The sequence below is a fragment of the Lysinibacillus sp. FSL P4-0201 genome (genome assembly GCF_038593425.1).
Classification (GTDB): Bacteria; Bacillota; Bacilli; order Bacillales_A; family Planococcaceae; genus Lysinibacillus; species Lysinibacillus capsici.
This window is the reverse complement of sequence record NZ_CP151995.1, coordinates 242,297-254,276: the sequence shown is the minus strand read 5'-3', so window position 1 is coordinate 254,276 and position 11,980 is coordinate 242,297. Positions and strand designations below refer to the sequence as shown.

General features: G+C 35.8%; 10 protein-coding genes and 1 pseudogene. 4 read left to right on the top strand and 7 right to left on the bottom strand.

Going from position 1 to position 11,980, the window contains the following annotated elements; genetic code table 11:
• Positions 1-43: 43 nt before the first annotated feature.
• Positions 44-1,204, bottom strand: coding sequence for a response regulator (locus MKY76_RS01200; RefSeq protein WP_342557279.1), 1,161 nt, complete (start codon positions 1,202-1,204; stop codon positions 44-46).
• An 809-nt stretch (positions 1,205-2,013) separates the two neighbouring features.
• On the opposite strand from MKY76_RS01200, the gene MKY76_RS01195 reads away from it, so the two are divergent.
• The gene (locus MKY76_RS01195) at positions 2,014-2,199 is read left to right on the top strand and encodes a hypothetical protein (protein WP_342557278.1); all 186 of its coding nucleotides are present in this window, start codon (positions 2,014-2,016) and stop codon (positions 2,197-2,199) included.
• Between the two features lie 681 nt (positions 2,200-2,880).
• Positions 2,881-4,158 carry a hypothetical protein gene (locus MKY76_RS01190; protein WP_257962143.1) on the top strand — a complete coding sequence of 426 codons (1,278 nt, stop codon included), beginning with the start codon at positions 2,881-2,883 and terminating at the stop codon, positions 4,156-4,158.
• Between the two features lie 185 nt (positions 4,159-4,343).
• Here MKY76_RS01190 and MKY76_RS01185 read toward each other — a convergent pair whose 3' ends face one another.
• The 4 genes from MKY76_RS01185 to MKY76_RS01170 form a co-directional block, all read right to left on the bottom strand.
• Positions 4,344-5,153: an iron-siderophore ABC transporter substrate-binding protein gene (locus MKY76_RS01185; protein ID WP_342557277.1), complete on the bottom strand. Its 810-nt coding sequence runs from the start codon at positions 5,151-5,153 to the stop codon at positions 4,344-4,346.
• Positions 5,125-6,267, bottom strand: coding sequence for an AraC family transcriptional regulator (locus tag MKY76_RS01180; RefSeq protein ID WP_342557276.1), 1,143 nt, complete (start codon positions 6,265-6,267; stop codon positions 5,125-5,127). Before MKY76_RS01180 ends, MKY76_RS01185 begins: the two co-directional genes overlap by 29 nt.
• A gap of 177 nt (positions 6,268-6,444) precedes the next feature.
• Entirely contained in the window at positions 6,445-7,389 is a 945-nt protein-coding gene (locus tag MKY76_RS01175) for an ABC transporter substrate-binding protein (protein ID WP_048390736.1), read from the bottom strand.
• A gap of 101 nt (positions 7,390-7,490) precedes the next feature.
• Complete coding sequence (locus MKY76_RS01170; protein ID WP_342557275.1) at positions 7,491-9,056, bottom strand: AraC family transcriptional regulator; 1,566 nt, start codon at positions 9,054-9,056, stop codon at positions 7,491-7,493.
• Between the two features lie 99 nt (positions 9,057-9,155).
• On the opposite strand from MKY76_RS01170, the gene MKY76_RS01165 reads away from it, so the two are divergent.
• Positions 9,156-10,112 carry an ABC transporter substrate-binding protein gene (locus MKY76_RS01165; RefSeq protein WP_342557274.1) on the top strand — a complete coding sequence of 319 codons (957 nt, stop codon included), beginning with the start codon at positions 9,156-9,158 and terminating at the stop codon, positions 10,110-10,112.
• Between the two features lie 38 nt (positions 10,113-10,150).
• Here the strand turns inward: MKY76_RS01165 and MKY76_RS01160 are convergent.
• Positions 10,151-10,312: pseudogene (locus tag MKY76_RS01160) on the bottom strand (helix-turn-helix domain-containing protein); the annotation flags it as partial.
• A 97-nt stretch (positions 10,313-10,409) separates the two neighbouring features.
• Positions 10,410-10,622 carry an MFS transporter gene (locus MKY76_RS01155; RefSeq protein WP_342557273.1) on the bottom strand — a complete coding sequence of 71 codons (213 nt, stop codon included), beginning with the start codon at positions 10,620-10,622 and terminating at the stop codon, positions 10,410-10,412.
• Between the two features lie 382 nt (positions 10,623-11,004).
• Between MKY76_RS01155 and MKY76_RS01150 the strand changes: the two genes are divergently transcribed.
• Complete coding sequence (locus MKY76_RS01150; protein WP_181574624.1) at positions 11,005-11,961, top strand: ABC transporter substrate-binding protein; 957 nt, start codon at positions 11,005-11,007, stop codon at positions 11,959-11,961.
• Positions 11,962-11,980 lie beyond the last annotated feature (19 nt).

Genomic DNA, 11,980 nt, shown 5'->3' with positions numbered 1-11,980 from the left:
AAACAGGACTCTGAAAGCTACAGAGTCCTGTTTAAAAAACTATCTAGTTAAAAGCATCTACTTGTATTATAGCATTTGCCTGCTTCCACCTACGATACCAAACCTCAATCTCCTCTCTTGGTTCCACTGCCAAGTGCTCTTGAAGCATCTTTTTTAACAGCCAGTATTGCTCCTCAACGGCAGCTGAATTACTCAGTAGCTCATAAAGCTTCATTAAAGTAAAATAGTTATCTTCTGCATCAGCATATAGTTCTTGCACTTTTTCCTGCACCTTTATAGCAGCATTGTAACTTTCATTTCTTATGTAAAATTCGCTTAGTTGCTGAGCATAGTGCAACCACAGTCTCCTTAAACGTTCTCTTTCACTTTCCGCCCATAAATAATCACAGTCTCCTAAATAATCACCCGTATACATCCGGAATACTTGTTCATGTTCATCGACTGTTGTCTGCTGTATTGGAGGTAATGATTTTAAGCGAGATAGCCATAGTTCTACATCCACTACAATATTTTCAACTACTAGTTTGTAGCCAGAACTTAGCAATGGACTTGAAATTTTCACGCCCTCAACCCCATAGTTTTTTAATGTTTTCCGTATGGTATAAATGGCTGTATAAAGTTGTTTTGATGCTTTATCAATATCAGACTCTGGCCAAAATAACTCTAGAAGCGTATCACGGAAAATCATTTCATTTTTATGCTCTAGCATGTAAGCAAACAGTTCTTTAGCTTTGGAAGTTCGCCATTTAATCGGTTGTGACTGACCATTTGGTAAAACAACATGAAGGCCACCAAAAAGCTTGATTACTGTTAGTCTAGGTTTAATTTCTTTTACTTTGTTCTTGATTTGCTCTAGCCGTTCTAAAGTTTTTTCTAAACGTGCAATTTGTATAGGTTTTAATAGATAGTCAATAGCATGTAGATTAAATGCATCAATAGCATACTGATCAAAACCTGTAGTAAAAACAATTTCAACATCAGGTATTTTTTCTTGAATCTTTTCGCCCAATGCTAAGCCGTCCATATCAGGCATGACAATATCTAAAAATACAACATTTGGTTGTAGGATCTCTATATCTTTAAGTAATTCTAGAGAATCTGTGTATTCTCCAACTATTTCAATTCCCGAGACATTACTTTTTTCAAGCAAGTTTTTTAGTCTCGTTAATGGTAAATATTCATCATCTACTAGCACGATTCTCATACATTCTCCTCCTTAGAAACTATTCCTTGTATTATTATCGTTTATTTTCCGAAAGAATTGATAGGGATACTGTTACTATTGAAGGAGAATAGAGCGTATTTATCGAAATTTATTGTTTATGATAAAAAAGAAAATATTCTCAAAAAATTTACCATACTTCTCGTTGCTGGATTGTTTTTTGCTTTCTTACACTTCTACGTTTTACTTGGATGGATTTCACCAATACTGCAGAAGAAGTTGCTGCAACACAAGGGTCTATTGATTTAAGAGAAAATGATACTAATCATGATTTTAAAATTAAGCTACAAAAGAAATGGGAATTATATCCTTAACTGCTCCTTACTTCAGAAGGTGTAAAACCAAATACACAAAATAAATTCTATACAAATTAACATGAATCTTGGGATCAGTATATTCAAAATCAAGAAGAACTTCAGTATGGTTCTTATGTTTAAAGATTGTAAAAGAACATACATATGTATGGCGTTACAATACCTGAGGGCTTATCCCCCTATGAGCTTTATATAAATGGTAAATTAGTTGGAGGATTGGGAGATTTAACGTTAGAGAATGAGAAGGATGCTCCTATAAAAAGACCTGTTACATATTATTTTACGCTAAATACCACCGAAAGCGACATTATTATGGCATTCATGCTCCAATCACTATATACAAGGTGGCTTTAATAGAGAAATAATTTTAGGAGATTTACTGACAATGGAACGCACCACAAACTTTTCTAAAGGAACTCAATTAGCAGTATGCTTAGTTTTTCTATTTTTATTCCTACCTGAATTGAGAAGGAAAATATGCGAATTCAAACCATTGATCTGTTTGTTCCTCCATTGTCGATACAAACTCTTGTGGAAAATGCAATTCAGCATGGCATTTTACCATTACAAGAAGGAGGCTCATTTTTTGAAATTAGAATAATATTCATTTTTAGTAACCAAAAAAGACTAGGCTTACAAAAAAGCCAAGTCTTTCTCGGTTAATTTAAGATTTAAGACATTGACAAGATTACAAATAATAGCTTACTACACTTTTCTAAACAAATCCTGAACAAGTTAAGTAATTCAATAAAACAGCCACCATACCAACATAACTTACTTGTAGATATCGTTCATAAATTTAGCAATCCCTTATTAAAAAATAAAAGAACTAGATAATAGCATATCTAGTTCTTCTTCAAATTGTACGCTATGATTCTCACAATAATCACAACAATAAAAAATTAACATAACCTCCTCAACAATTTCTAAACATTAACAAGCACCTCTTGCCACTAATATTTAATATTTTGAAAGCTGTTCTGTCACATCTTGATAAAATAAACGTGAGAATTTGTGGCCTCCTCACACACCCGCTCTCAAACATACGGTTCATCACCACAACTGCTTGGCTTGTGTTAAGGATGCATTTGGTTTGAAGCTATCATCCTCTAAGCCCTTAATGAAACTCGCTGTACGATTTGTTTCAATAAGTCACAATGAGTATTTCACTTAGAGTCGAAAGATAGGCAAAAAACTATCAACTATCTACCTATTCATCTAAAAATGCTTAAAAATATCCTAGGCTATGATAAAATTAAAACAACACCATATATTGGATAAACCTCTGCGAACCGAGGCCAATTTTATCTATCATTATTATGGAAATAGGAGGTTTCTCATCATATGAAAAATAAAAAAAAATTAGTATTACTGTCTTTAGTGGCAGTTCCCTCCCTTCTTTACAGCGCACCAGCATCGGCTACCGAAATTTTAAAGCCAGCCTACATACTCGCTAGCTACAATGCTAACGTGGCAAATGTTGTACAACTAATTAACAACATTAACAATACAACTTCTACTTTCCAAACAAATTTAGAGGCAGCTTTGAAGGCTTACAATGCTTTAACGGAAACAGAAAAACAGTATGTTACGAACTACTCCACATTGTCAGCACATCAGCAGACAAGAATTGCTTATCGTAAGCTTGCAGCACAAATTGAAGAGAAATTGTATTCTGTGGATTCTACGTCCTCTAATTATTATCAAAATGTTATTGAAACAAAAGATTGGTATAATACCCTGAATGCAGCGCAAAAAACCTTTGTAAGTGCATCTGCGCAAAAAATTCTAACTTCCTATATCGCGCCAAATACATCTGTTGACAAGGTGGTTAATAAAATTCAATTGATTAATTCATCTCGTCTCTCGTTCCATAAAGATGTAGCCAATGCCCGAGCAGAGCTTAATGCATTACGTAGGTTTTCAAATATTTCTTTACCTGTAGGTATTGAGCAACAATTACTTGATGCAGAACAGTTGGTTGTAAAGGATAAGGCAGCAGCTAAAGAAGTTGAAAACGCTATTGCAGCTTTATCACCAAAAACATCGACAGCTCAGGATGTGCAGGCAGTCAAAACTTCTTTTGAAGCATTAACACCTGTTCAGCAGCAACTCGTCCCAAATGTATGGACTTTAGTGGATTTTGTACAAGGAAAACACACACTTCCTACAAAAGATAACATCCCTAAAACACCTGTTTTATCTGATGCAGCAGCTGTCCCAGGGAAAACTACAGCTATGACAAAAAATAAAAATATCTATAAAGCCAAAATTAATGTAGCCGCATCAGAAAATGACACGGAACGTTTTATTCTAACAACAAAAGACAAAATGACCATTATCATTCCTCCACTTTATACACTTGTCAATGAAGATGAAGGGGTGATGGACATTCAAGTTACAAAAAGGGGCAATCGCATTACACTTATAGCAACATTAAACAAGGAACCAGTAACTTTTGATGCTAATATGGAAATCATTATAGAAGGCTTACCAGCCAATTCTTCCTTCAATCGCTCAAATGGTTTTGGCAAGCAAGTTCCAGCTGACTTTATCATCAGTGGAAATCGTCATATTATCCAAACTACTACTCCTGGCACGTTCCAAATCATAAGAAATTAAATTAAAGCACTAAAGAAACAATGTTGGTTTCTTTAGTGCTTTCTTTTTGAAAAATAATCTCTATTATTACAAGTGCACTTCGAAGTCAAATAATCAAATTTATCTCATCGTAAATAAAAATATAACCGCTCCATAAATGTTATGTATCAATAAACATTTATGGGGTAAACCATCCATTTTTTAACTTATTTAGTTGTAGCAACTAGTTGATCCACAATGAAATCTAGCTGTTTTGATAATGAATAAATGTCGTTGTAGTAACAAAAACCAAAATCCATTTCGATAAGCCTTCCTTCTTTAATGGCAGGAATATTAGCCCAAACTGGATGATCTGTTAAATCTACCATTCCTTCATAAGATGAGCGGAACACATAATCTCCTGCATAATCTGTTAATACTTCTAAAGAAACATCGATTGCCTCATTGGTGTTGTTTTTATCATCTATTTTCTTTTGAATAATATCTGGTGCTTTTATTCCTAAATACTCATAAATAACTTGAGAACCACGTCCAAAGGTATAGCTTGTTACAACAGACATTTTTCCTTTGCCGCCTTCCATAATACTAACCGTTCTATCTGAAATACCTGCCTCTTCTAGCTTCTCTTGGCTATCCTCCACTTTTGTATAGAAATTAGCTAAAAGCTCTTTTGCTTCTTTCTCTTTCCCAAGTACTTCACCAATCTTTGTTAAACGTTCATCTAGTGAGGTTGAGAAATCGATCATGACAGTAGGTGCAATTTTCTCCATTTGATCGTAAAGCTCATTCTTACTTGGGATAATGATGACATCAGGTTTTAATTGGATTACCGCCTCGACATTTGGTTCAAACCATTCACCTAAACTTTCAACTGTTTTTAATTCTTCCTCAAATGCTGCTCCCTCTTGTATTTTAGAAGAACCCACTGGTGTCACATCAAATGCTAGTACATCACCTGTATAATACATCACCACTACTCGCTCAGGGTTAACAGGTATTTCTACGTCTCCTTTCATAGTAGAGACAGTTTTTGTTTGTGATTCGCTTACTGTTTGAGTGGTAGAGGCTTGTTTTTCCCCGCCCTGTGTACTGGTTGATGGCCCCACTACTGCAAGCACTTAATAAAAGCGTCAGACATAGAAAGAGTGTTGTAAAAGCTGATAAACCTCTTTTATTCATTGGTTCATACTTCCTTTCATTATATTGATAACCATTCTCAATATAATCTTGGAAGCTCCAATCGACAATGGAGTATCTTTCAGACATTGAAGGACTATCTTTTATCAGATCACTTACTTTTTGCTTTTGACGGAATTTTGTAGGAGAAACGCCTACTCTCTTTTTGAAAAGTCTACTAAAATAATAGACATCACTATAGCCCACACCCATAGCGATATCGCGTAAGCTAGCATTTGTCTTCTCAAGCAAAATAGAAGCTTTTTCAATACGTAGCTTAATTAAATATTCAATCGGGCTGCAACCTAATTGTTGCTTGAATTGAATGGATAAATGAGATGGACTATAGCGCAATGCCCTCGCAATGGATTCTAAGGTCAATGGCTGTGCATAATTTTGCTCTAGATAGGCTTTAATTTGACTAGAGACATTTAGTTTTTGAATGTCGACACTGTCCTGATCTAACTGCATGAAAATTTCATTTAATAATTGATAGAAAAGCGATTTAACAGTAAATTTGCTGAGGCTATTGGCATTTTCCCACTTCTTATACATAAAATATATTTTTTCAAACATTGTAATAGGTGAGTTAGGAATAAGACTGTATTGATAGTTGAAAGGATTATTTGTTTGTAACGCCCTTGCTATCATTTTATTTGAGGTTAAAGGAATGGAAGCTCGATAAAATATTAAAAAATATTCAAAGCCTTTGTCTGTAGCCATTATTTGTAGTTTGGTGCCCTTTCCTCCGTGAATAAGATGAAAGCCCTCTAGTGTATAGTTTATTAAATCGATTTGAACTTCCGCACCACCACCTGTGGCATAAAGAAACATATTTGCAGGCAATTTATATGATTTTCCGATTTCCTCAGGTTTGAATAGCTCATATCTTATATCGAGCACTTTGATCGTTGCGTGATTCCAAAGAAATAGAAACTCTTCTTTTGGTAGCATCCTACATCATTCCTTCCAATTCTTCACTACCTACAAGTTTATTATAATTGATAATCATTCTCAATATAAACCTGTATAAGCATAGAAAAATCACTCAAACAATCCAATGCCTGAGTGATTTTATGGAATTTCATTTAATCTTGTTTAGTATGTTGTACTAGCATTTAATTATTTAGCTTATTTTTTATTCGTGAGCCAGTTTGTTAATTCCTCTACCTGAGCCAACACGGCTGTTGGGTCATAATACCATGAACGCTCCTCAGGCCAAACATAAAGATGATCATTTTTTACTGCTGGCAAGCTACCCCATATTGGATCTTTCTTAAAATCTTCAACTGTACGATCATCTGAAGTCAAAATAATGTAGTCTCCTGCATAATCTGCCAGCACCTCTTCGGAAATTTCAGCCCACTGCTTTTCCATCATTTCATCTGCTACTTTAGCAGGTGGTTTGCGACCAAGTGCCTGATAGACTGGTTGCCCACCACGTCCAAAATTATCACCATATGCATAATACGTTTTGCCTGCGTCCTCCATAATAGAGAAGCTTGCATCCTTTGGAATAATCGCATCTACCTGTGCTTTGGCATCGGCAATCTTTTGATCATATTGCGCCAGCCAATCCTTAGCTTCTTGCTCTTTGCCAAGCAACTCACCGAAATAAGTAAGTTCTTCGTGCGCATCCTTTAATTCACCATAGGGAATGACAACTGTAGGAGCAATTTTACTTAAAGCATCATAATTTTCCCCATTGCCAGTAATAATCAAGTCAGGTTTGAGCGCGATAATCTTTTCAATCGACGGTTTCCCATAGTCACCGATTTCTTCTACATCTTTTAATGCATCCTTTAAATAATAGTTTTCAAGTGCCAACCCAGGAGCTCCCACAGGTTTCACATCTAATACAAGCAAACTTGCAATATACTCCTCTGCTACAATACGCTGAGGACTAGTCGGAATAACAACCTCACCATTTGTCGTCTGAACAGTTTTTGCCTCTGCTTCTTTTGTATCTTGCACTGTAGTCGGACTAGAATTTTTCTCCTTTTCTCCACAAGCCGTTAACAGAAGTAATATTAAAAGAAATAGTGGCGCTATGAATTTTCTATTTTGTGTCAGCAATTTTTTCCCTCCATACATACCAATTGATAATCATTCTCACCAATTGTAGAAGATTGTAAAATAACTGTCTATGTATGAAAGTAATTTGTTGCTCTGTATATTTATGATGTTAATACTTCCATTAATTTTTGTAATTGCATAGCTGTAGATAATGGGTCATAGCCATAAAATAATTCATACTGATTCAAAAAGTACACCTGTTTCTTTTGAACCGCTGTAAGTGATTGCCATTTTTCCGAATGTAATACCCTCAAGAGATGCTCTTTTCCAAAATCTTTTGTAGGAAGAGCAGTGACGAATATATAATCAGCTTGAAAATAAGCAATATCTTCAATATCTACTGTTAAGTAACCTGTTTGTTCAATATTTCGTGTGACAATCGCAGCTGGTCGACTAAAGCCCAAATCTTCGTACAGTATATGACTCCCTCTTCCATGACTACTATTTAAACAATATGCCTGATGACTACCTATTTCCCAAACAATAGCAGTCCCTCTTGCTCCATGTTGTTGGTCAAGAATATCGTTACACTGAGCTATCTGTTCATCATATTGCTGGAGCCAGCTCTTACATACTTCTTGTCTATCAACGATATGGGCAATCAACCCAAATTGCTCTCGCCAGCTTAATTCTCTACATGGTAGCTCGAATATAGGAGCTACTGACAGTAATAATGGTTTTTCATCACCACCACTGTAGTTAATAATGATATCAGGACACGCTTCGGTGATTGCCTGATAATTTGAAGCAATATCATACTCATAGCCTTTTAGTTTATGCGTATTAGGGACAGGCTTGATACCCTCTAGAAATGGAGAGTATACACCCAACACCGGCGTAATACCAAGAGCTAGTAAGCATGCTGTATGATTGGTATTGAGTGCAAGGACACGCTTCGATTTCTGATAATAGACTGTTGGTGATACACCTACTTTTTCTTTAAATTTCCGACTTAAATAAGTTCCCTCATTGTAGCCAACTTCCTCGGCAAGCTCATCTAACTTAGGCATTGTAAACAATAGCCTTTTCTGTGATTCTCGTATTCTTAGCCATGTTAAATATTCACTATATGTATAGCCTGTGTGCTTATGAAACGTCCGAGAAAAATGCTCTGGACTTACTTGTGCTTTTTTGGCCATCTGCTCTCTTGTTAATTCTTCACGGAAATGTAGATGAATATAATGAAGTACTTTATCAATCCATAGTTCTTCTTTTTTTTGATTTTTATCACGTAAAAGGCTGTATAGCACTTCTAGCATTTCACCAAATAATTTTTGTAAACGAAACGGATTATTGCTCTCAATGTTTGCTTCTTTTTCTACTTCTTTAGCTAATTTCATCAGTCGATAGGAGCCTTGCTCAATTAAGATAGAAGCTTGCAATAAACGATCAGTTTTGTAGCCATAAACACGATATTGAATGATGATTCCTCTGCTTTCACATGTTTCTAGAAGATGAAAATCGTCCGTATTATCTAAAAGCATAACAGAATTTGAACTAAGCCTAATATGCCTACCTTGAAGTGTACACTCTATATATCCCTCATATACTATGACCATAAATGGGTAGATGAATTGTGTTTCTTTGTCACTTAACATTTCATTTAATTTCACTATTTGTATAGGTTGATAAAAAAGATGGGACAGTAACTGATTGTCTTTGTACATTTTAGTTCTATCTCCTAAACATCAAATTGATATTGATTATCATTTTCATTATAATGAAATAGAATGATAGAAATCAATTGAAATAGGAGGCTTATAGCTTTGAAAAAATTTATAAAAAAGAATGCCTTTTTAACTGGCATTTTAATTATTTCCATCCTTTTGACTGCATGCGGAACTCAATCTTCTTCCACAATAGAGAAGGCAAAGGAAGAAAACTCCAATCGAGTATTAACAGATTCAATAGCACATGAAGTGACCATTCCTAAAAATCCCCAACGCATCATAGCTCCTTATCTAGAAGATCACCTTGTAGCATTAGGTTTAAAGCCCGTTGCACAATGGTCCGTAAAGGGTGGGACTTCTATCCAAGACTATCTCCAGGATTCATTAAAGGATATTCCAACAATTGAATTCGATCTTCCCTATGAAGCTGTGACAAGCTTTAATCCAGATTTAATTGTAATCGGTTCTCCTGAAATTGCTGAAGGTGAAAAATATAAGCAATATAGCAAAATTGCACCTACGTATGTGATGGGAACGGAGGATAATAATTGGCGCAATAAACTATTAAAAATGGGCGAAATTTTTGGTCAAACAGATAAGGCAAAGGAAGTTCTAGCAGATTATGATCAATTCGCTAAAGAAGCAAAAGAAGAAATTCACAACAAAGTCGGGAAGCCTTTAGCCACTGTGATCTGGAATATCAATAATTCAATCTATATGGTAAGTGACACAGCTTCTAGCGGTGTTGTTCTTTATGAGGATCTTGGGTTACAAACTCCAAGCCTTGTGAAAGAGATGTCAGCTTCTGCTGCTGGTGATTGGTCGCAAGTTTCTTTAGAAAAATTCGTTCAAATAGATGCTGACTATCTTTTTGTTATTAACAGTGATAGTGCAGGTAGCTCTGAATTGCTAAGCGATCCTCTGCTAGCTAATATACCTGCCATTAAAGATGGTCATGTTTATGAATTCGATTCAAGTTCGAGCTGGTTATATTCAGGTGCTATTGCCAATCGCCAAATTATTCAAAATGTATTGGATAGCATAGTGAAGTAAAAAAAGTCCCTTCAGCTTTGTCCAAAAGCTGAAGGGTTTTATTGTGATCTGTATCTGACAAAGTCTCGCGGATTCAGCCCATATTTCTCCTTAAAAACCTCTGCAAAATGACTCGGATTAGAATACCCAACAGCATTCGCTACTTCCATAATATTCATTGTTCCAATTTGTAACAAATAACATGCCTTCTCCAAACGTTGTTTTTCTGTATAGAACTTGGTTGCTTAATTGTACAAAACACTAACAATACGACGATTAGTGTCAAAACCGCGAAAATTAGCCATGCTCCTCTCCAACCTAACTCAGAAGTTGATGAAGCAAGAAAGGTACCATCAAACCTGATAAAAGCATTCCTATCCCGGCTCCACTCATTAACAGTCCCATGACAGTACCTCGTTTCTTAGGAAACAGGTTAATGGCTATCGATAGTAGTGGCGTATAGACAAGTGCACTCCCAGCACCTGCAAGGAATAGTGTGATGGCAGCCCACCAGAAATTTGCAACAAACACCAGTCCTATTAACCCTAACTAAGTAACCAGATTGAGTGGTCGTGAAATTCATTCCCTCCTGCATAAACGGCAATATAACTCCATATGCCATGTGACCAAATCCCGTAGTTGTAACAATTAATAGCATTCCTGTTATGACAAACATCCAACAATTTTTCATTTTTTACCCCCTTTCATTACACACGAATCTTAGTCCAATGAAAGGTCCATTCTCCACCAATGGAAGGATACTTATACGGTAAAACGGATTTTATTTTAAGGTTACAGTTAGATTTTTGGATAAACCTTAATGGCCCTTTTTCATTTTATCCATTGTTCTAGGCCATTGACTAATTTATGCTAGCCTATATCGATAATGATTATCATTTACGGAGGAAGAGACATGAAAAAATTAAAGCGACATATGCTCATTTATAGCCTATTATTACTGGTTAGTATCATACTAGCTGCTTGTGGTTCTACCAATGAAGAAACGAAGAAGGAAGAGACAACAACATCAGCATCAACCACTCGTGTTTATAAGGATTATTTAGGTCATGAGGTTGAAATTCCTGTAGATCCTGAGAGAGTGGTTTATCATGGAGAAGGATACGGTGATTTACTTGCATTGAATATCAAAACAGTTGGTGCTGGCTTCTCTTGGATTACAAATTACGCTTGGGAAGATCGCGTAAAAGATGTGGAGGACGTTGGTTTTCCTATTAATGTGGAAAAAACATTGTCATTAAAGCCTGATCTTATCATTATTGGTACTTCAGATGAAAAAACATATTCACAGCTTTCTAAAATCGCCCCTACTATCGTGTTTGATACTTTTGCACCCTTAAACCAACGTTTAACAGAGCTGGGCGATATACTTAATAAAAAAGAAGAAGCAACTCAATGGATGGATGCTTATACAGAAAAAGCGGATAAAATGTGGGAGTCGCTTGTAGCTGATGACATCATTAAACCAGATGAAACGGCATCGGTTTTAACATATTATCCAGGAGATCGATTATTTGTCATGGCACGTGCTGGACTTTCTCAAGTTTTATATGATTCAAATGTGCTTAAGCCTGGCGACAACATACAAAAAATTCTTGATGATGGAACAGGCTTTGCTGAAATCTCCACAGAACTTCTTCCTGAATATGCTGGTGATCGAATTTTCATCCTCACACCAGTCGATGATGAAGCAAAACAATCGACAAAAGAAATGATGGAAAGTCCAATTTGGAAGAACCTACCGGCAGTGAAGAACGGTCATGTCTACACATTTGATATTGAAAAAAGTGATAGCGATGCCTCAACAAGAGAATGGCTGTTATCACAATTACCTACTATGTTAAAAAAATAACTAACAAGAGACATTTCAT

What these genes read in the sequence shown, in the direction of transcription:
- MKY76_RS01170 (WP_342557275.1), bottom strand. Translation starts at nt 9,056, where the DNA reads ATGTACAAAGACAATCAGTTACTGTCCCATCTTTTTTATCAACCTATA.
- MKY76_RS01200 (WP_342557279.1), bottom strand. Translation starts at nt 1,204, where the DNA reads ATGAGAATCGTGCTAGTAGATGATGAATATTTACCATTAACGAGACTA.
- MKY76_RS01185 (WP_342557277.1), bottom strand. Translation starts at nt 5,153, where the DNA reads ATGAAAGGAGACGTAGAAATACCTGTTAACCCTGAGCGAGTAGTGGTG.
- MKY76_RS01195 (WP_342557278.1), top strand. Translation starts at nt 2,014, where the DNA reads ATGCGAATTCAAACCATTGATCTGTTTGTTCCTCCATTGTCGATACAA.
- MKY76_RS01180 (WP_342557276.1), bottom strand. Translation starts at nt 6,267, where the DNA reads ATGCTACCAAAAGAAGAGTTTCTATTTCTTTGGAATCACGCAACGATC.
- MKY76_RS01190 (WP_257962143.1), top strand. Translation starts at nt 2,881, where the DNA reads ATGAAAAATAAAAAAAAATTAGTATTACTGTCTTTAGTGGCAGTTCCC.
- MKY76_RS01150 (WP_181574624.1), top strand. Translation starts at nt 11,005, where the DNA reads ATGAAAAAATTAAAGCGACATATGCTCATTTATAGCCTATTATTACTG.